Source organism: Ancylomarina sp. YFZ004, assembly GCF_054254355.1.
In genome coordinates this window covers 138,335-159,711 of record NZ_JBTCHQ010000010.1, presented here as the reverse complement: position 1 = coordinate 159,711, position 21,377 = coordinate 138,335, and the positions used below count along the sequence as shown (strand labels likewise).

The 21,377-nt window shown below is 35.1% G+C and carries 18 protein-coding genes; 15 read left to right on the top strand and 3 right to left on the bottom strand.

Annotated elements, in window-relative coordinates; genetic code table 11:
* Window positions 1–6 precede the first annotated feature (6 nt).
* From ACXR6G_RS15645 to ACXR6G_RS15635, 3 genes are all read left to right on the top strand, one after another.
* Window positions 7–1,359, top strand: a complete 1,353-nt coding sequence (locus ACXR6G_RS15645; protein WP_458362380.1) for a foldase protein PrsA — start codon at window positions 7–9, stop codon at window positions 1,357–1,359.
* An 84-nt stretch (window positions 1,360–1,443) separates the two neighbouring features.
* A complete protein-coding gene (locus ACXR6G_RS15640; protein ID WP_458362379.1) occupies window positions 1,444–2,409 on the top strand; it encodes an AAA family ATPase in 966 nt (321 codons plus the stop codon).
* Window positions 2,410–2,464: 55 nt separating this feature from the next.
* Window positions 2,465–4,054: an OstA-like protein gene (locus ACXR6G_RS15635; RefSeq protein WP_458362378.1), complete on the top strand. Its 1,590-nt coding sequence runs from the start codon at window positions 2,465–2,467 to the stop codon at window positions 4,052–4,054.
* Window positions 4,055–4,115: 61 nt separating this feature from the next.
* Here ACXR6G_RS15635 and ACXR6G_RS15630 read toward each other — a convergent pair whose 3' ends face one another.
* From ACXR6G_RS15630 to ACXR6G_RS15620, 3 genes are all read right to left on the bottom strand, one after another.
* Complete coding sequence (locus tag ACXR6G_RS15630; protein WP_154200557.1) at window positions 4,116–4,337, bottom strand: DUF2795 domain-containing protein; 222 nt, start codon at window positions 4,335–4,337, stop codon at window positions 4,116–4,118.
* A gap of 53 nt (window positions 4,338–4,390) precedes the next feature.
* Window positions 4,391–4,951: a cob(I)yrinic acid a,c-diamide adenosyltransferase gene (locus ACXR6G_RS15625; RefSeq protein WP_458362377.1), complete on the bottom strand. Its 561-nt coding sequence runs from the start codon at window positions 4,949–4,951 to the stop codon at window positions 4,391–4,393.
* A 133-nt stretch (window positions 4,952–5,084) separates the two neighbouring features.
* Window positions 5,085–5,741: a hypothetical protein gene (locus tag ACXR6G_RS15620; RefSeq protein WP_458362376.1), complete on the bottom strand. Its 657-nt coding sequence runs from the start codon at window positions 5,739–5,741 to the stop codon at window positions 5,085–5,087.
* Between the two features lie 326 nt (window positions 5,742–6,067).
* Here ACXR6G_RS15620 and recG point away from each other — a divergent pair, with 326 nt between their 5' ends.
* From recG to ACXR6G_RS15560, 12 genes are all read left to right on the top strand, one after another.
* Window positions 6,068–8,173, top strand: a complete 2,106-nt coding sequence (gene recG / locus ACXR6G_RS15615; RefSeq protein WP_458362375.1) for an ATP-dependent DNA helicase RecG — start codon at window positions 6,068–6,070, stop codon at window positions 8,171–8,173.
* 98 nt (window positions 8,174–8,271) lie between these two features.
* Window positions 8,272–9,657, top strand: a complete 1,386-nt coding sequence (locus tag ACXR6G_RS15610; RefSeq protein WP_458362374.1) for a hypothetical protein — start codon at window positions 8,272–8,274, stop codon at window positions 9,655–9,657.
* A 525-nt stretch (window positions 9,658–10,182) separates the two neighbouring features.
* Complete coding sequence (locus tag ACXR6G_RS15605) at window positions 10,183–10,608, top strand: SoxR reducing system RseC family protein (RefSeq protein ID WP_458362373.1); 426 nt, start codon at window positions 10,183–10,185, stop codon at window positions 10,606–10,608.
* A 4-nt stretch (window positions 10,609–10,612) separates the two neighbouring features.
* On the top strand, window positions 10,613–11,560 hold the full coding sequence (locus tag ACXR6G_RS15600; protein ID WP_458362372.1) for a Fe-S cluster domain-containing protein: 948 nt from the start codon (window positions 10,613–10,615) through the stop codon (window positions 11,558–11,560).
* Window positions 11,561–11,575: 15 nt separating this feature from the next.
* A complete protein-coding gene (gene rsxC, locus ACXR6G_RS15595) occupies window positions 11,576–12,904 on the top strand; it encodes an electron transport complex subunit RsxC (RefSeq protein WP_458362371.1) in 1,329 nt (442 codons plus the stop codon).
* Between the two features lie 77 nt (window positions 12,905–12,981).
* A complete protein-coding gene (locus ACXR6G_RS15590) occupies window positions 12,982–13,977 on the top strand; it encodes an RnfABCDGE type electron transport complex subunit D (RefSeq protein ID WP_458362370.1) in 996 nt (331 codons plus the stop codon).
* Between the two features lie 2 nt (window positions 13,978–13,979).
* The gene (locus ACXR6G_RS15585; RefSeq protein WP_458362369.1) at window positions 13,980–14,594 is read left to right on the top strand and encodes an RnfABCDGE type electron transport complex subunit G; all 615 of its coding nucleotides are present in this window, start codon (window positions 13,980–13,982) and stop codon (window positions 14,592–14,594) included.
* A complete protein-coding gene (locus ACXR6G_RS15580) occupies window positions 14,587–15,171 on the top strand; it encodes an RnfABCDGE type electron transport complex subunit E (RefSeq protein WP_458362368.1) in 585 nt (194 codons plus the stop codon). The genes ACXR6G_RS15585 and ACXR6G_RS15580 overlap by 8 nt, the downstream gene beginning before the upstream one ends.
* A gap of 12 nt (window positions 15,172–15,183) precedes the next feature.
* Window positions 15,184–15,756 carry an electron transport complex subunit RsxA gene (gene rsxA / locus ACXR6G_RS15575; protein WP_458362367.1) on the top strand — a complete coding sequence of 191 codons (573 nt, stop codon included), beginning with the start codon at window positions 15,184–15,186 and terminating at the stop codon, window positions 15,754–15,756.
* A gap of 343 nt (window positions 15,757–16,099) precedes the next feature.
* Window positions 16,100–18,982, top strand: a complete 2,883-nt coding sequence (locus tag ACXR6G_RS15570; RefSeq protein WP_458362366.1) for a hybrid sensor histidine kinase/response regulator transcription factor — start codon at window positions 16,100–16,102, stop codon at window positions 18,980–18,982.
* Between the two features lie 70 nt (window positions 18,983–19,052).
* Window positions 19,053–19,418 (top strand): helix-turn-helix domain-containing protein, encoded by a 366-nt coding sequence (locus ACXR6G_RS15565; protein ID WP_458362365.1) that lies wholly within the window; start codon window positions 19,053–19,055, stop codon window positions 19,416–19,418.
* 235 nt (window positions 19,419–19,653) lie between these two features.
* Window positions 19,654–21,339, top strand: coding sequence for an OmpA family protein (locus ACXR6G_RS15560; protein WP_458362364.1), 1,686 nt, complete (start codon window positions 19,654–19,656; stop codon window positions 21,337–21,339).
* Window positions 21,340–21,377: the final 38 nt, after the last annotated feature.

Genomic DNA, 21,377 nt, shown 5'->3' with positions numbered 1-21,377 from the left:
TCACATATGCGCAACATTATTTTTAAAGTCTGCATGTCAATAGCCTTATTGGCTATCGTTTGTACAACGAGTCAAGCACAGGATAATTCGATTGATAAGATTATTGCTGTCGTGGGCGATCAAGTTGTCTTAAAATCAGACGTAGAAGACCGTTTCCTAGGCTTAAAAGCTCAGGGGTACCAAGCTGGAAGTGTAGATTTAAAGTCTGAAATTTTTGAAGATCTTTTGATTGAAAAATTGATGATTGCACAGGCACAAGTAGATAGTATCGAAGTTACAGAGCAAGAAGTTGAAAACGATTTACAGCGTAAAATCGAGATGTATATTCGACAAATGGGTTCAAAAGAAAGACTCGAGCAATATTTTAAGAAAAGCATTTCTGATATGAAGAATCAGTTACGTGATATAACTCGTAACGACAAAATCAAACAGAAAATGCAAGCAGAGATTACAAAGAATATTTCAGCAACCCCAGCTGAAGTTCGTGATCTTTATAGCAAAATCTCTCAAGATAGTTTACCTATTATTCCTGGTGAATTACAAATCCAGCAAATCAGCAAAAGCCCTGAAGTTACCGATGCTGAAAAAGATAGAATCCGTGAAAAACTAAGAAATTTCCGTGATAGAGTTATGAAGGGTGAGAGTTTTGCAACTCTAGCCGTTCTTTACTCCGAAGATCCAGGTAGTGCACAGCGTGGAGGTGAATTAGGTTTTACTCCAAGAGCCAACCTTGTTCCTGAATTTGCCAATGAAGCTTTCAACTTGAAAGCAGGAAAAATATCTAAGATTGTAGAATCTGAGTATGGATTTCACATCATTCAGCTTATCGACCGTAAAGGAGAACGTATTAATGTTCGTCATATTCTTCTAAAACCTCGAATTAAACAAGAAGATAGAACTAAAGCAACTGAAATACTGGATAGTATAGCTGATATGGTTCGTAACGACAAAATTAAGTTTGAAGAAGCTGCGTTCTATTATTCAGATGATAAGGATACAAAAAACAATGGTGGTTTAATTGTAAACCCAAATAACGCCAGCTCAAAATTCACAAAAGAAGGTTTACCTCCATCAATTGCTAAAGCCGTAAACAAGCTTAAAGTTGGTGAAATCTCAGAAGCTTTCCTTGATGATCAAAGAGGACAAGAGACTTACAAAGTCATTAAAATTAAGTCACAGACAAAACCTCATAAAGCAAATTTAGCTGATGACTGGAGCCAGTTTGAAAACATGCTTAGGCAGCAGAAACAACAAAGCCTATTGAACAAATGGATCAGCGAAAAACAATCATCAACATATATCAGTATTGATGATTCATATAAGAATTCTAAATTCAGATTCAAGAACTGGATTAAGTAATATTTAGACATCCAAAAATCAGACACAGCTGTAGTTGTGTCTGATTCTTTGTTTTGTTATTTATGAAAATTTAAATTTTCTGTGATGAATTTTAAAACTGAAGTTGAGGCTGCGAATGCCTTAAAAAGCAAATATGAAGCCTTGCTTTCCGAGATCAAAAAAAAGATATACGGTCAGGATGATATCATCAAACAAGTCTTAATTTCTGTTTTCAGTAATGGACACTGCCTTTTGGTAGGCGTACCAGGGCTAGCAAAAACATTACTGGTTAATACCATTTCTCAAGCTCTGGATTTAAAGTACCAACGTATTCAGTTTACGCCTGATTTAATGCCTTCAGACATTATTGGAACTGAGATTCTAAACAGCGACAGACAATTCAAATTTATTCAAGGTCCATTGTTTGCCAATATTATTCTGGCGGACGAAATTAACCGTACACCTCCTAAAACTCAATCAGCTCTGCTTGAAGCAATGCAAGAGAAGGAAGTAACAGTTAATGGTAAAAATTACCAGCTCGACAAACCATTCTTTGTCCTTGCTACTCAGAATCCAATTGAGCAAGAAGGCACTTATCCTTTACCTGAAGCTCAGCTTGACCGTTTCATGTTTAGTATCTATCTTGACTATCCAAGCTTTGAAGATGAAATCAGTATTGTTGAAAATACAACCTCGGGAAAGACCTTTGAAATTGACAAGATCATGTCTGCTCAGGAAATTAGCTATTATCAAGCTTTGATTCAAAAAGTACCTATTAACAAAAATGTATTGGAATATGCAGTTAAGTTAGCTGCAAAATCACGTCCCAATACGGAACATGCAAGTGCAATAACAAATAAATACATCAATTGGGGAGCTGGACCTAGAGCTTCACAGTATTTGGTTATTGGTGCCAAAGCTCACGCTATAATATCTGGCAAATATTCTCCAGATATCGAAGATGTGAAGGCGGTAGCCGTTTCAATTCTTCGTCATAGAATCATGAAAAACTACAAAGCCGAAGCAGAAGGAGTCAGCATTGAAAATATCATTGAAGAGCTTCTTAATTAAAGCTCGATTAATAATATTCTATTAAAAAACACTTTTCATTCCTAAGTTATCATCAATGGCCAACATTGTAAAAAAATACTTGCCCCTTATATTATTAATACTGATTTTAGTTCCTAGCAGCTCATGGGGACAAAAGAAATCAAAAATTGATATCAAAAATTCAAATTTTTTAAAAATTGACAATAATATCAATCCTGATATAACCAAATTGATTGGCGATGTTTTTCTGACGCATCAAAACGTAAAAATGTATTGCGATAGTGCTTATAACAACGAGACGAGAAATGAGTTCGAAGCATTTGGTCATGTACATATCATCAATGCAGATACTGTTCACATCTATAGTGATTATTTGAAATACAATGGCAATAATCGTTTAGCTGAATTGCATCATAATGTAATCCTAAAAAATCAGAGCGTAGAGTTAAAAACGGATAAACTTGATTACGATATGGATCTAAATATTGGATACTACGATCAGGGTGGAACCATTGTTGATTCTACAAATGTTTTAACGAGTATAATTGGACGCTATTACACCGAGCAAGATCTTTTCTTCTTTAAGGATAGTGTTGTGCTTGAAAATACCGATTACACCTTATACTCTGACACAATGCAATATATAACAGTTAATAAAACTGTAAATATTCTTGGACCAACCCGTATTGTTAGTGAGAAAGAAACACTTTATAGTGAATCTGGTTGGTATAACACACAAACGGGCATTTCGCACTTACTGAAAAATAACATAGTAAACAGAGATACATACCAAATAAAAGGTGATAGCATTTATCTTGACAAGCACACTGAACTTGCTAAAATATTTAGAAATATTGAGCTTCAAGATACCATTAACAAACTCATTTTAAGAGGCCATTACTTGGAGATGCATCAGGATACCGAAGAAGCCTTTTTAACGGATTCGGCACTCTTCATTCATGTAGGCGAACCAGATAGTCTCTTCTTACATTCAGATACCATTCGAATTAAAAAAGACACAAATGGCTTCAATAGAATATTTGCCTATAATAAGGTTAAATTTTTCCAAAAAAATTTACAAGGGAAATGCGATTCTTTGAGTATTTCGCTTCAGGATTCAACCATGAGAATGTTTAATGATCCTATTATTTGGGCACAAGGCAATCAAGTTACAGCAGATTCTATCAGCATTGAAAGTCAAAACAATGCCATTAAATACCTTCACTTCAGAACCAATGCCTTTCTATGCTCAAGAGAGGATAGTACGCTTTACAACCAGATAAAGGGTCGTAATATGCTTGGGTATGTCGACAATAATAATCTTGACAAACTAGACATTATTGGTAATGGTGAAACTCTATACTTCCCACGAGATGAGCATAATATTATCATTGGGATGAATGTAGCAAAGAGTAGTAAAATAAGTATTAATATTAAGGGGAAGAAGATAGAACAGATCCTATTTACAAAAAAACCAGATGGTAATATGTACCCACTGTTTGATATTATAAATCAAAAACGTTTCCTAAAAGATTTTGAATGGAGAGACCAGCTTCGCGCAAAAACAAAAGATGATATCTTCATTTGGGAGTCTGCCATCGTAAAACTCCAAAAGAAACTCGAAAAACGATTAAAAAAAGTAATTGAAGAAGAAATGAAGGAGTAGTTCCTAAATCGAAAATAAGGGTATAAAAAAAACGTGAGATTTAGAATCTCACGTTTTTTTTTTAATATTCGTCTTCGTTGAATAGAAAATCTCCTTTGCTTGGATAATCGGGCCAAATATCTTCAATGCTCTCATACACATCCCCTTCGTCCTCTATCTCTTGCAAATTCTCGATCACTTCTAATGGCGCTCCCGAACGAATTGAAAAATCAATTAATTCATCTTTAGATGCTGGCCATGGCGCATCTTCTAGCTTTGTAGCTAATTCAAGGGTCCAATACATAGTCTTATTTTTGCTTTTTTTACAGTTTGCGAATATAATTTTTTTTTTTGAATTTACAAGTTTGTCTCCCACTTAATTTCTTCCTTACCCATATCGATCAAAACCTTTCGGGAAAGAATAAATAAATAATCTGATAATCTATTTATATATTTCAATAATAATGGATTAACATCAACTTCGGCAGAAAGCTGGTTAGCACGACGTTCAGCTCTACGACATACTGTACGAGCTATATGACAATAAGCATTAAGAGGATGACCACCAGGTAAAACGAAATTGTTTAACTCAGGCAAGCTCTCATCCATTCTATCCATCTCATTTTCCAACAATTTGATATCATCTTCAACAATAATTAATTTTTCTTTTAGATCAGACTTAGTATCATCAGTTGCTAAGCGAGAACCTATTAAAAATAATTTATTTTGAATCAAAAGTAAAATCTCACTCGACTTTGTTTCAATTTCGTGAGATCGAATCAGTCCAATATATGAATTTAACTCATCCACAGTACCATAAGCTTCGAGACGTAAATGATGCTTAGGCACTCGAGTTCCACCAATTAAGCCAGTGGTTCCAGAATCACCTGTTTTAGTATATACTTTAAACTTAGTCATGATTGTATTTTAAGTCGCTATTAGAAGATAAGATCAATTTCAATTATCATTTTTTCTATCAGCTACACAAAGATAAAATTTAGACTCACATTTCATAACAAATTATCAAAGATTTTATATTAATAATTCACAGCTATTTATATGAGCTAGAACTTAGATTATGGTCTTGCTTTTTCAATCCCTCTCTAGCAATTAATATCCCGACATCAAATAAATCCAAACTCACATTAAACCGTTCCAGTTTTATCAAACGCTTCCATAACAAATTCCTTTCTTCTTCTTTATTTATGTTTTCGATGATAAGAAAAGATTCCTTATTCAAATATTTATCTATATTTTTTTCGAATTCTAACAATACTTCAGATGCTACTGTTCTTGATATTTGAATCAAATCAAAAGTTTGATTTTTACTTAATTCTAATTCAGAAAAACTAAGATTAAAAACGCCTTGTTCTTTTAAAATTGATTGTGCAAAATTACAAGCATACGTACGTGCTCCCAAACAAAACAAGTTCCGACGCGTATCAACTTTCACTAAAGTTGTCAAATTTAATCCTGAATCATCGCCTATAAAGGCTAAAGTTTTTGGGTTTGCAAAATTCACAATCCGAAATATAAAACGATTCAATTTTGTACAATCCTTCAAATGCTCAGATTCCGATTTCAACCATAATGCTTGTTCTCCATCCAAGGCTTCATCTAAAATCTTTTCTTTTAAAACCAAAAGCATATTCTGACGCTGTCTGTCTAGCTTTTTAAACGGATAGTAATGCATTTTAGCTTCTATCACATTTCTTACTAAATGATAGATATATGGAGAATCAATCCCAAAACCTCTATAATGCTTGGAAATTAGTCGTGTAAATCGTTTTTGCACTTGATACTTAAAGTGTGGCATCTAGCTATAATTTAAGATTCTAAGGTGAAGATAAAAAAAAGTATTAAAATCAATAAATAAGCAATTCAATAGTATTACTATTTTATTGTATTTTTGATTTTGTCAATCAAGATTCGTAAATCAAATTGGACTTAAATAATTAATCTGAGATTTGTTTTCACGGATTAGTTATATGAGATTTGCGACTTTGGATTCCACAACTAGAAATCAATAATTAAATGTCAGAGTTAGCAGGACAGGATATAAAATTTTTACCCGGAGTTGGCCCTAAAAAAGCTTTACTCTTAAAGCAGGAGCTCTCAGTACACAGCTATGAGGATTTGCTTTACCATTTCCCCTACAAATATATTGACAGAACCAAATTTTACAAAACCACTGAGATTCATTCAAAACTCCCTTACATACAAGTAAAGGGCAAAATTACCGATATGCAAACTATTGGTGAAAAACGCCAGCAACGTTTGGTTGCTAATTTTACTGATGGTCATGGAATAATAGAACTGGTGTGGTTTAAAGGAATAAAATTTGTTAAGTCAAGCATTAAAACCAATACAGAATACATCGTTTTTGGGAAACCTGCAGAATTTAATCACCATATAAATGTGGTGCATCCCGAATTAGAGGAATGCAAACCCAGCAAAGATAAAATCCAATCCTCATTACAGGCCTTCTACCCCACTTCTGAGAAAATGAAAGCTGGCTTTGTGAATTCGAAAGCCATTCACAAGTTTCAGGAAGCCATTTTAAATTCAGTGAATGGTAAAATCCCCGAAACACTTCCAGCCTATCTGGTAAAACATTTGAATTTAATTAATCTTCACGATGCGCTTTTACAGATTCATTTTCCTGAGGATGCTGAAATTCTTAAAAAAGCACAATACCGTTTAAAATTCGAAGAACTCTTCTATATTCAGTTGAATATTCTGAAAAAGAAGATGAAGAGAAAGATTCTCTATCAAGGGCATCAATTCATCAAGATTGGCGAATATTTTAATTCATTTTTCAAAAACAATCTTCCTTTTGAACTTACTAATGCTCAAAAAAGAGTTGTAAAAGAGATACGTAAAGAAGTAGGCCTTGGCAAACAAATGAACCGCCTTTTACAAGGTGATGTAGGAAGTGGTAAAACCTTAGTTGGATTAATGAGCATGCTTATGGCACTTGACAATGGTTGTCAGGCCTGCCTAATGGCACCCACTGAGATTTTAGCAAATCAGCACTTAGAAACCATAGCCGAATTTCTTGATGGTATTAATGTGAACTATGCCCTACTGACTGGCTCAACAAAAGCCAAAGACAGAAAGGTAATACATGAACATTTGCTTAGTGGTGAGCTTCAGATCATTATTGGGACACATGCTCTTCTCGAAGATATTGTACAATTCAAAAACCTGGGATTCGTAATCATTGATGAACAGCATCGCTTTGGAGTAGCACAACGCGCTAAATTATGGGCTAAGAATCCTATTCCGCCTCATATTTTGGTCATGACGGCAACCCCGATACCAAGAACTTTAGCCATGACGCTTTATGGTGATTTGGAAGTATCTGTTATTGATGAACTTCCTCCAGGTCGTAAACCGATTCAAACCGTTCATTATTTTGAGAACAAAAGACAAGAGGTTTACAAGTTCATGAAAAAGCAGATTGATTTGGGACGTCAGATCTATTTGGTTTACCCTATGATTAAGGAATCAGAGAAAATGGACTACAAAAACCTTGAGGAAGGTTATGAATCTGTTGCTAGCTTTTTCCCTCCTGAGAAGTATAGTATCAGTATGGTACATGGCAAAATGAAACCTGCTGAGAAAGATGCAGAGATGCAACGCTTTGCCAAGGGAGAAACTCAAATTATGGTAGCCACGACGGTAATTGAAGTTGGTGTAAATATACCCAATGCCTCGGTCATGATTATTGAAAGTACCGAACGATTCGGGCTATCTCAACTTCACCAACTTCGAGGACGTGTAGGTCGTGGAGGCGATCAATCCTACTGTATTCTCATGTCGGGCTACAAACTTTCGAATGAATCGAAAAAACGTATTGAAACCATGGTGAGAACCAATGATGGTTTCGAAATTGCCGAGGTAGACCTAAAACTTAGAGGACCTGGTGATATTGAAGGAACCCAGCAAAGTGGAATTGCCTACGATCTTAAAATAGCTAATCTGGCAAAGGATGGACAGATATTGCAGTATGCTCGAGACATTGCACAAAGCATACTCGACAAAGATCCTTTACTTGATAAAGAAATTAACTTTACTCTAGCTAAACAAGTTAAACGACTCAGTAAAGCACAATTCAACTGGAGTGTCATCAGCTAAAATCAAATTATATATCAAAATTAATAATATTCAATCCATTCTTCTATTTTGACTTTTGGATCATATCCTTTTAAAAAAAATAAACAAACCTATACACTATGAGAAAAATTACCCCATTTGTTTTAGTCTTCTTTTTTTGTGCTTTTTTAATGCCTCAGAAAGCGAAGTCTCAAGTCAATTTTGAGTTTGAAAATTCATTTGACAATATCAACTCACTCGATTCTGTAAGCGTATTTTCATCTGCCTTCGGTTTCGCTCGTATTGGAGGAGAAAACTACGCAGGAGTACGCCTTAATCCTGAGCTTCGTCTTGGAAAAGTAGGTGTCGGATTCGACATTCCTCTTTATTTCAATTTGGAAGATGGTAAAATGAACACCGACGAATTTAAAGGTGGAACTGGTTTGCTTCGAATGATTTCATACCTAAGCTATGGCCGTAAGAAAAAAGACCCTGTATATATTAAAGTTGGCCAGTTAAGAGGTGAACATGTGGGATACGGAAGCTTAGTAAATAACTACAGCAACTCGATGAGTTTCGAGAAGCGTAAAACGGGGATCAGCTACGATATCTGTATCAAAAAAATGTTTGGTGTAGAAGGTATGTATAGTGATTTCAACACAGGTTCTTTCAACCTTTTCGCTATTCGTCCATATGTAAGACCTTTTGGTGCCAGCGAAATACCTGTCATTAAAACCCTTGATATGGGTTTTACTTACGTGAAGGATAAGGATAAAAGTAAGCGTTACGATGAGAGCAACGACATCAACCACTTTCTTGAAGATGGCATGAGTGCTTGGAGTATTGACATGGGTATCACTTTAATTAATTCATCGGTTTTAAACCTGCAATGGTATGCTCACTATAGCCAATTGAGAAAAGTAGAGTCAGATAGTTTAAAAACTTATTTTACTGCACCAGAAACATTGGCTAGTTACGATAATGGTACGGGAATGGGTATTGGTTTAAATGCTAATTTGAAAGTCATTGGTAACTTGTTTAAATTAAATGCTCGTATTGAGCGCCTATGGTATAGCGATAATTATATGCCTCAATTTTTCGATGCCATGTATGAGTTAAACAAGGATGCTAAAATTGCTCAATTGGGAAGAGCTGAAAAGCAAGAAGGTATTTACGGCTCATTAAATGCAAGTATCTTGGATAAGATTATTATAGGGGGTAACCTTTTACTTCCTGATGATATCAGCGAAACATCACCTGCATTCTTACAGCTTCATTTAAGAACCAAAGATCTATTTGATAGAATCTTAATTGAAGGTAGTTATAGCAAAGGAAACTTAACCAGACTGAAGGATGCTTTGAAGTTTGATGAAAATTCACTTGCTCTTATGCGTTTTGCATATAAAGTTAGTCCTATCCTTTATACTGGTATTGATTACCGTTGGACTTGGATAGAAAAAGATAATGGCGAATACAAAATTGACAATTCGGTGATGCCTTATGTGGCTCTGAAATTCAATTTCTAAGATCATCAGAATAACACATAAAAGCGGAACTTGCATAATGCAGGTTCCGCTTTTTTCTTTTAAAACAAACCAACTATTTAATTTGAAGGGAAATACATTCACATGTCTTTTAATAAATATGAGATCAAACAATCAAAAACAATTCCACATTCTTGTAATTGAAAAGTCAAAACGAGCTTTTTAGCTTAAAATCATTCTAAATTGAAAAGCTTTTCAGGAATACTTAAAATAATGATTTTTTTCTCTAATTCCGCAAACCGACTGTGTCAAACACAGATAGATGAAAAATTGCTATCTCTAGTTTACAAAACAGGCGAAGTCCCTCTATTTAAACAAATAATAAATAAACTTACCTCTTAATGCTATCTGACCTAAAGTGTTATTTTTGCTGATGTGTGATGAAAATAATGGGAAATAAAGAGGCTTAAAAATCTGACTAATTACATGAAATACAGACGAATGACTCAAAAACCATTAAGATTTAACTTGAAATAAAATCACACAATTAATCATCGAGACTAATAAATGCAGAACAACAAGCAAATAGATCACGTCGGAACCATTACAAAAATAGAGAACGAGAAGATAACGGTCAGCATTTTAAATGTTTCGGCTTGTAGTGGCTGTCATGCCAAATCGGCTTGCTCTATGTCTGATATGAAAGAAAAAGACATCGACATTATTGACTATTCTACGGCTTTCAAACTTGACGAGAAAGTAAAAGTGGTTTATAGTGAATCCTTAGGATGGCTAGCTTTAGTTTTAGCCTATGTTCTTCCTTTTGTATTGGTCCTTATCACTCTATTTATTGCATCAGCATTTACTGACGAGCTTACAAGTGGTTTGTTGGCATTGGGCATATTATTACCTTATTATAGCCTGTTATATTTTTTTAAAGATCGACTTAAGAAAACGTTTTCGTTCACAATACACAAAATTGTAAATATTTAAAACAATGAATACTATAGTTATCACTATTCTTGCTTTGTGTGCTATTGGAGTTGCTGCGGCAATCATCCTTTACTTTGTAGCACAAAAATTCAAAGTGTATGAAGATCCTCGTATCGACGAGGTAGAAGAATCATTGCCTGCAGCAAACTGTGGAGGATGTGGTTATCCAGGATGTAGAGCTTTTGCCGAAGCATTGGTTAAGGCCGACGACATATCAAACCTTAACTGCCCTGTTGGTGGAGTCGCAGTCATGTCACATGTTGGTGCCCTTTTAGGACACGAAGTAAAAGCTGCTGATCCTACGGTTGCAGTTGTACGTTGTAACGGAACTTGTGACAACCGTCCTAAAACTAATGTTTACGATGGTGCCGCTTCTTGTACTATTGCCGCTTCTTTATATTCTGGAGATACAGGTTGTCAATATGGTTGCCTAGGCTTAGGCGAATGTGTTGATGCATGTAATTTCGATGCCATGTATATGGATAAAAAAACAGGATTACCTGTTATTATCGAAGACAAATGTGTGTCTTGTGGAGCATGTGTTAAAGCCTGTCCTAACAGCATTATTGAACTTAGAAAGAAAGGGCCTAAAAGCCGTCGTATTTTTGTTTCATGTGTGAACAAGGATAAAGGTGGTATCGCTAAGAAAGCTTGTTCTGTAGCTTGTATTGGTTGTGGAAAATGTGTGAAGGAATGTCCATTCGACGCCATTACACTTGAAAACAATTTGGCTTATATCGATTACGACAAATGTAAATTGTGTCGCAAGTGTGTGATCGTTTGCCCAACTCACGCTATTCACGAGTTGAACTTTCCACCTCGTAAAGAAAAGCCTGCGCTTAAACCTACAGCTGCAACTGTAAAACCAGTTGCGAAACCTGTAGCAAAGCCTGAAGCAGACACAGCTGTAAAAAGCGAAAATAAAGAAAACGGAACATCTGATAACAAATAAATAGGAGGACAATCAGTGTTAAAAACATTTTCAATAGGGGGTATTCATCCGGAAGAAAATAAACTTTCTGCCAAAAGTGCAATCCAAGAATTGCCAATCCCTAAAATTGCAACTATTCCAATTGCTCAACATATTGGAGCACCTGCTAAAGCTATCGTCAAAAAAGGCGATGAAGTTAAAGTAGGCCAAGTTATTGCTCAATCATCAGGTTTTGTATCTGCCAATATCCACTCTTCAGTATCGGGAACGGTATTTAAGGTTGACGATGTGATGGATGCAACGGGATTCCGTCGTACATCAATCATTATTAAAGTTGATGGCGATGAGTGGTTGGAGCATATCGACAGAAGTGAAGATCTTGCAACTGAAATAACTCACACCAAGGAAGAAATCATCAAACGCGTTGGCGATGCTGGTATCGTAGGTCTTGGTGGTGCAACTTTCCCTGCTCATGTTAAACTTTCGGTTCCTCCTGGTAAAACTGCTGAGGTGCTTATTATCAACGCTGTTGAGTGTGAGCCTTATTTGACTTCGGACCATAGAGTGATGCTTGAAAAAGCTGATCAAGTTATGGTTGGAATCCAAATTCTAATGAAAGCACTTGAGGTTAATAGAGCCATCATCGGTATTGAGAATAACAAGCCAGATGCTATCGCTCACATGACTCAGGTTGCAACAAAATACACAGGTATTGAAGTTTGTCCTTTAAAAACTCAATACCCTCAAGGTGGTGAAAAGCAATTGATTTCTGCAACTCTGAACCGTGAAGTTCCTTCGGGAGCTCTTCCTATTGAAGTAGGAGCTGTGGTTCAGAACGTAGGAACTGCATTTGCTGTTTACGAAGCGATTCAAAAGAACAAACCATTGTTCGAGCGTGTCGCTACAGTCACAGGTAAATCTTTAAAGAACCCGTCTAACTGGAAATTCAGAGTCGGTACACCTGTTAGCGATATTATCGAAGCTGCTGGTGGTTTACCAGAAGATACAGCTAAAATAGTAGGTGGTGGTCCAATGATGGGTAAAGCCTTAGTAAGCATTGATGTGCCTTTAACTAAAGGTAGCTCTGGTTTACTATTATTAGCTCAAGAAGAAACAGCTCGTAAGGCAACTAAAGCATGTATCCGTTGTGGTAAGTGTGTTTCGGTTTGTCCTATGGGATTAGAGCCATACTTACTTATGGTTTTAGCTGATAAAAAGGAATACGAGAGACTTGAGAACGATGCTGTAATGGATTGTATGGAATGTGGTTCTTGTAGTTTCACCTGCCCTGCAACTCGACCTCTTTTGGATTATATCCGATTGGGTAAAGGTAAGGTTGGTCAGATTATGAGAAGCCGTAAATAACAGAATTACGAATTGAGATCAACTCTTATTCTATTTCCCACATTCACTCATTTACAAATTAACTAATTACTATAAATATGAACACCAAAGTACTTATCGCACCATCTCCACATATACACAGTGGAGATTCCATACAAAAAAACATGTATGGTGTGGTTTTCGCGATGCTTCCGGCTCTTCTATTATCATTCTATTACTTTGGTTTGGGTTCCCTTATCGTTACCCTTACTGCCGTTGCATCATGTTACCTTTTCGAATTCTTAATTCAAAAATACTTACTTAATGTAGAGCCTTCTATTAAGGATGGTTCAGCTTTAATCACAGGTCTTCTTTTGGCATTTAATATGCCTGCAAACCTACCAATCTGGATCATCATTATTGGTGCTTTGGTTGCAATTGGTATTGGTAAAATGACCTTTGGAGGATTAGGAAACAACGTTTTTAATCCTGCTCTTGTGGGTCGTGTTTTCCTATTAATATCCTTCCCTGTTCAGATGACATCCTGGCCTAAAGCATTAGGTTTTAACACATCTTACTTAGATGCAGAAACTGGTGCTACACCTCTAGCTGTAATTAAAGAAGGATTGAACAAAGGTGATTCCTTAACGGATCTACTTGCTCAGCTTCCATCAAATATGGATATGTTCCTTGGGAATATGGGTGGTTCAATAGGTGAAGTTGCTGGAGCAGCTCTTGTTCTTGGATTGCTTTATATGTTGGTTAAAAAGATTATCACTTGGCATATTCCTGTATCAATTATTGGAACAGTCGTGATATTCTCTGGCATTCTAAATCTGGCTAATCCTGAAGCTTATGCAGGTCCTGCATTTCATATTCTAACAGGTGGTTTATTATTGGGTGCTATTTTTATGGCTACCGACTATGTGACTTCGCCTATGTCGAATAAGGGTATGTTGATTTACGGTATAGGAATTGGTATTCTAACCGTTGTGATCCGTGTATTCGGAGCTTATCCTGAAGGGGTATCATTTGCTATTCTAATCATGAATGGATTTGTGCCACTAATTAATGTATCTGTTAAACCTAAGCGTTTCGGCGAAAAAAGGAAATAATCATGGCTGGTAAAAAAGAATCTACATTTACAAATATGGTTCTGGTGTTGTTTATAATAACACTAGTAGCATCAGCTGCTTTGGGTGGGCTTTACGAACTAACCAAAGAACCAATTGCCGCAGCTAAGCTGGCAAAAAAATTAAAAGCTATTAAAGAGGTTGTTCCTGCTTTTGACAACAACCCTAGTGATGATGTATACAAAGTTGGAATCAACGAAAAAGATTCATTGGAATTTTATCCTGCAAAAATGGATGGGAAATTAGTTGGGACTGCAGTAAAAACATTCACCACACAAGGTTTCTCTGGCTATGTTTGGGTAATGGTGGGTTTTAAACCCGATGGTACCATCCAAAACTATTCGGTACTTGAGCACAAGGAAACACCTGGCTTGGGAACAAAAATGGCTGGTTGGTTTAAACAGACTGATCCTACTAAAGCAAAAGCTAGTATTATTGATAAGAATCCTAAAACATCTAAATTCATTGTGAGTAAAGATGGTGGTGATATCGATGCCATTACAGCAGCAACTATTAGTTCAAGAGCTTTCTTAGATGCTGTACAAACGGCATATAACGAGTATATGAAAAATCAAAAAGGAGGAAAGATAAATGACTAACTGGGAGAATTTTTCAAAAGGATTTTTTAAGGAGAATGCCGTTTTCGTATTACTTCTGGGTATGTGTCCAACATTGGGTGTCACCTCATCGGCCATCAATGGTTTGGGTATGGGATTGGCAACAACCTTCGTACTGATCATGTCGAATCTATTTATTTCAATGTTCAGTTCGTTCATTCCTGATAAAGTTAAGATTCCATCGTTTATTGTAATTATTGCAGCATTCGTAACCATGGTCGACTTGATAATGGCAGGATATGTGCCAGCGCTACACGAGCAATTGGGTGTGTTTATTCCACTTATTGTTGTAAACTGTGTGGTACTTGGACGTGCCGAAGCTTTTGCTTCTAAAAACAAGATGCTTCCTTCAATTATAGATGGTGCAGGTATGGGACTTGGTTTCTCTATGGCATTAACTCTATTGGGTTCAGTTCGTGAGTTGCTAGGTAGCGGAAAAGTTTTCGGCATCACCATATTCAACGAAACTTATGGCATGTTGATATTCGTGTTAGCTCCTGGAGCATTTATCGCATTGGGTTATCTGATTGCAATTATTAACCGATTAAGAAAAGCTTAAGGAGAAATAATCATGGAATTTATTTTAATTATTATATCAGCCATATTCGTTAATAACGTTGTATTGGCACAATTCCTTGGAATTTGTCCATTCCTTGGTGTATCGAAAAAAGTATCAACTGCTGTGGGTATGACAGGAGCCGTAACCTTTGTTATGATTCTGGCGACCATCGTCACCTATTTGATTCAAAAATATATATTGGATGCTTTTGGTATTGGTTTTATGCAAACCATCTCCTTTATTTTGGTGATTGCTGCCTTAGTACAATTGGTTGAGATTATCCTTAAAAAAGTAAGTCCTCCTTTGTATCAGGCATTAGGTGTGTTTCTACCATTGATCACAACTAACTGTGCGATTCTTGGTGTGGCTATTATGACCATTCAGAAAGACTACAACCTTTTAGAGGCAGTTGTGTTCTCTGGTGCTTCGGCTATCGGGTTTGGCCTTGCACTTGTATTGTTCGCAGGTATACGCGAACACCTAGACCTAATCGATTTGCCTAAAGGCATGAAAGGGACACCAGCTGCACTTGTTGTTGCAGGTTTACTAGCAATGGCCTTTATGGGATTCTCTGGAATCGTTTAACAAAAATTAAGGTTTTTCAAATTAATGTACTATATTCGTACATCATTTCAGCATTAACCTAAATCCCCATATAATCGTGCCCCGAGCACACTAAAAAATCAGCCAGTTCGAACTATCGAGCTGGCTGATTTTTTTTATACCCTATCACTCACAACATAAGATTTAGAGCTATTAGTGTTTAAAAATTAAACACTTATCAATAAAAAAATACAGCTTGATAAATAATTAGATACATTTATGGTTGTATTATGCTTATTTAAGCGCCTGTTTTTCAGGAAATAAAAATTGATATACCAGTTTAAAAACCAATCAAATACTATTAGATTATCAAACAATTCTCTTCATGAAATATTTTCTACTTGTAATTAGTCTTTTATTTCTTGTTAGTATCTCAAACGCAGAATATAGCGCCCCGAGAGATTCAAAAACGAACGTCGATAGTTTAAAAAGCTCTATTAAACATATAATAACAACAGACAATTCGTTAGGGCATGATAGTTTAATTACGCTAGTAGTTAAGAATAGAAGAGCTCTTAAAAATGATTTTAAGACCTACCTCCATATTCTTCGTAAAAAAATTGAACAAGCAAAGGACACAACAAACTTAACTGAGATATATTATAGAATTGGGGTTAACTATAGATACAAACATGCATACGATTCTGCTAAGTACTATTACTTAAAAGCTCTTCCTAACGCTAGATACATAAAAGACTATTATAAACTTGGAAGGCTGTATAACGAGTTAGGTGTAGTATGCAGAAAGACAGATCGTAATCAAGAAGCGATTATCTACTTTCTATCATCAATAAAAACGACTGAAAAAAGTGATAATAAATATGGTAAAGCTATTGCCGAAAATGGTATTGGTAATATTTACCTTGTACAAAAAGAATATCAAAAAGCCCTTTCCTATTTCAAAGAGTCCGAAAAATATGGACATAATAGTGATAACAATTACCATCTTGAAATTAGCTACGGCAATATAGGGGAAACATTTCTATATCTACAACAATACGACTCAGCAAAATACTATGTAGACAAATCACTTGCATTAGCAAAATTCAGAAATAACCCAATAGGTGTTGGGATATGCAATCAACTACTGGGGCAAATTAATATGTCGCAAAAGCAATATAAATTAGCATACATCTATTATGAAAAGGCTTTAAATTTACAACAAGAAAGAAACGATAAACGCTATTTAAGCACAATACTGGTTCATCATGGTAATGTTTGTGCTAAACTCGAACGCTACGAAGAAGCTGAGAAAAATTTACTAGAAGGAAGGACAATGTCCAGGAAGATTCATTCTATTAATAATATGATATTCTCCAATCAGATTCTTTACGAAGTATATTATAAAACAAGGCGTTTCAAAGAAGCTAGTGATGCCCTAAAGCTAAGCCAATCATACACCGATTCTTTATATAGTATGGAGAAAACTCGTGTTTTGAATGATTTAGAATTTCAATATCAATCAGAAAAAAAATCACAAGAGATTGAACTATTAAACACGAGGAATCAACTAACTGAGAAATCGGTAAAAATGCAGCGAAATCGATTCGGAGTTTTGCTCATATTTATTGCTGGTTTAGCTGCATTCTTTTATTATCGCTATCATAATAAACAAAAAATAACTCGTGAATTGCAAAGGCTTAATGAAATGAAATCTAAATTCTTCAGCAATATATCACACGAATTTAGAACCCCTCTAACTTTAATAAAAGGTCCTGTAGAGAAACTACTTGTAATTTCTCAATCAGAAGAACAAAAAGCCGATTTCCAGCTTATCTTGCGAAATTCTGACAGATTACTCTCCTTGGTCGATCAGTTATTAAATCTATCAAAAATTGATGCTGGTTATTTCTCTATATCATCTCAGAAAGGAAACTTGACTTCATTGTTAAAAGGCATATCAAATTCATTTAAATACCAAGCTTCTCAAAAAGAGATTAATTATGAGATCAAAATTGATGAGATTAAACTAGCTTGGTTCGACACAAATATTGTTGAGATAATTATTACAAATTTACTATCGAATGCTTTTAAGTTTGTTCCTAATAATGGAAGCATCCAAGTAAAAGTTGTAAATCAAAATGATCATTTAAAAATACATGTCGCAAATTCAGGCTGTACTTTAACAAGTAAAGAATTAACATGCATATTCGATCGTTTTTACCGTGCTGAAGGAACGGAACAGCAAGGTACTGGTGTAGGACTTTCACTAGTAAAGGAGTTATGCTCTCTTTACCGTGCACCAATCAGTGTTAATTGCTCAAGTGATCAAGTCATACATTTTGAATTAAACTTACCTATTTCTAAAGAACATTTCAATACTACAGAACTTGTTTTAACACCTCAAGAAAACCCCTCAATTTCAAATTATAATATATCTAATTCATATGATGAATCTCAAACAAATAGCGTTAGTAGTAATATAGAGACTCCTGTTTTACTAGTTGTTGAAGATAATTTTGATATGCGTCAATATATCAAATCAAACTTTAAAACTAAGTATAAAATTTTAGAAGCTGAAAATGGTGAGATAGGTATAAAACTGGCGTTAGAGCATATTCCTGACTTAATTATATCTGATGTAATGATGCCTAACATTGGAGGTGTAGAGCTCTGTAGGACTCTTAAATCGGACATAAAAACCAGTCATATTCCAATAATTCTATTAACCGCGAAAGTTGGTGACGAAAATGTGCTTGGTGGTTTAAAATCTGGTGCAGATGATTATATTACGAAACCCTTCAATGCTCAGACTCTAACAGTAAAAGTTGAAAATTTAATAAATTTAAGAAAAGGCTTACAAGAAAAGTATCAAAAAGAACTTATAATAAACCCTTTAAACCTTGTTTTCAAATCTGAAGATGAGAAGTTTGCGAATACTCTACAAGAAATTTTAGATAAGTTTTTACCAGATCCGGAATTCTCTGTCGACCAGTTTTGTTCGGAAACGTGTATGAGTAGAACACAGCTACACAGAAAATTAAAAGCATTAACAGGATTATCGGCAACTGCGTTTATTCGTTCCCAGCGAATTAAACTAGCCGTTAATATGATGCTTAAACCTGATATTTCTATTAGCGATGTTTGTTTTGCCACAGGCTTTAATGATACATCGTATTTTTCAAAATGTTTTAAAGAAATACAAGGACAAACTCCAACCGAGTACATTAAAATGAATACTGAGACAAACTGTCAACATTCATCATAGCTTTTGAAACATTTGTAATAGTAAGATCTATTTTATCAGCCCATCTTTGTACTAAGCAAAGACAAAAAGTATGGCAGATAAAATATACATGCTAAAATTGTGTTTAAACACTCCAGAAAAAGGATTCGCTGATAGACTAACTAGAATTATCGAAGAACACATTTGTGATTCAGATTTTAGTGTTAATCTCTTCTCTAATATGATGCATATGAGCCGCACTCAGCTGCATCGTAAATTAAAAAAAACCACTGGCCTTTCTACAACAGAATTTATACGTCAACAACGAATTCAATTGGCACAGTTAATTCTAAGCTCAACCTCACTCCCAATATCACAAGTAAGCATTTTAGTAGGATTTAACGATCCATCCTATTTCAGCCAGTGTTTTAAGAACATTACAGGTATACTCCCATCTAAATACATCAAGAACACCTAAAAATGGGCAATTGTAACATACAATATAACTTTAGGAACATTTGTTATAGTCGTTTTCATCACCCTATTTCTTTCTCGCTTAAGCTTATCTTAATACAGACTCATTTAAAACAACCTGTTTTTAATGCAAATATAAGATTGGAACATATATCCGGTTGATTGCAACATTTGTCCTAAAGCAGAGTGTCTATTGCCCTTAAATTTGTTCTATCGGATTATAACTAAAAACCAATCTCATGAAAAAATTAGTAGCCATAGTATTCCTACTTGTATTTAGTTTCAGTTTGACTCAAGCTCAAATCGTAGATCCTGAAAAAGTTGTTAAAAAGCAAGGCACTAAACGAACTAATAAAAAGATAGAAAAAGGTGTTGATAAAGGTTTTGATAAAATAGAAGAAGGTATTGGACGTCTTTTTGGTAAAAAAAAGAAGAAGAAGAAAAAAGAAAAACAATCCACTCAAGATGCCAATGAAATCAATATACAAAAACAAACTGCAGAACGTCAAACAGCTAATAAACCAAATGTAGTTTGGAACAAGTTTGATTTTGTTCCTGGTGATGTTGTGATTTTTGAAGATGGACCCAGTGCCGATGAAGAAAATGGTGAATTCCCTAGTCGTTGGGATTTAATAGGAGGAGTTACTGAAATTGCACAGGTTGATGGTGATAATGTTATCCTATTTTCTGCAAATGGTCACACGCAAGGGATTATCCCATATTTGAAAAACTCAAAAGAAGATTATTTGCCCGAAATATTTACTATTGAGTTTGATGCTCATTTTAATCCTAACATATATAATGAGCGATACTATGTAAATTTCTATGACAAGAAAAATCAAAAATACGGGAATAATAAAAGCTTAACAGTATATGTAAATGGCTTACGTATTGATCAAAGTGAAAAAAATTATCCTGGAAAGAATAGAGGTAATCGGGATGAGATTGGTGGTTGGCGTCATATTTCTATTGCTTTTACCAAAGGCAAACTAAAAATTTATATGGATGATACACGATTAATAAATATACCTCATTATGAGGCGAATCCAACAGGTTTATCATTAGTTGGAACATATGACAATTTATATATTAAAAACATTCGAATAGCAAAAGGAGGTGTTAAGTATTACGATCGCGTTCTACAAGATGGTAAAATTATTTGCAATGGCATTCGTTTCGATGTTAACAAAGCCAGCTTAAAGCCTGAGTCAATGGGGCCGATTAATAAAATTCATCAATTACTTCAAAAAAAACCGGACTTAAACTTTAGTGTGGAAGGTCATACAGATAGCGATGGCGACGATTCTTCAAACAAAAGTTTATCTGAAGCAAGAGCTAAAGTTGTTATGGAGAAATTGATTCAGATGGGTATCACATCAAATAGGTTAAAATACACCGGATTCGGTGAAGGCAAACCATTAGATAATAACAGTACTCCCGAAGGCAAAGCGAATAACCGAAGAGTAGAGTTTGTGAAATTTACAGGCAATACCTCATCATCTTTAAACATTGACAATAGCAATTCAGCTTTTGATAAATTAAATAGAAAAAGTATTGGAGACAAGTTGGAAACTTTACCTAATGATCGCATTCAAGTTTCTATTCCTTCGGGAGTTCTACTGGATATTGGGACCATTATTGGGTATGCTACAAAAGACGGTAGAGTAGGAAAAATGGAATTTTTAAATATAGATAAAAACGACAATTACAAACTCACTGTAAAATATGTAACCTACAATTTTAACGGATCAGTTTACAGCCAATCAGATCATTTAGAAATTCAGGGAACTCAAAATTGTGATTTGGATGATGGAACTACCGAAGGTGTCACCTCAAAAAACAAAGATTTTAGACTTGGCAGAACCAACAAAACAAACACTGTTATATGGTCGGGTGAAGAGTCAATTCTTAGAGTCTTAAAATAAATTGCAGAATAACCTAAACTAGATAAACACCTATTTAC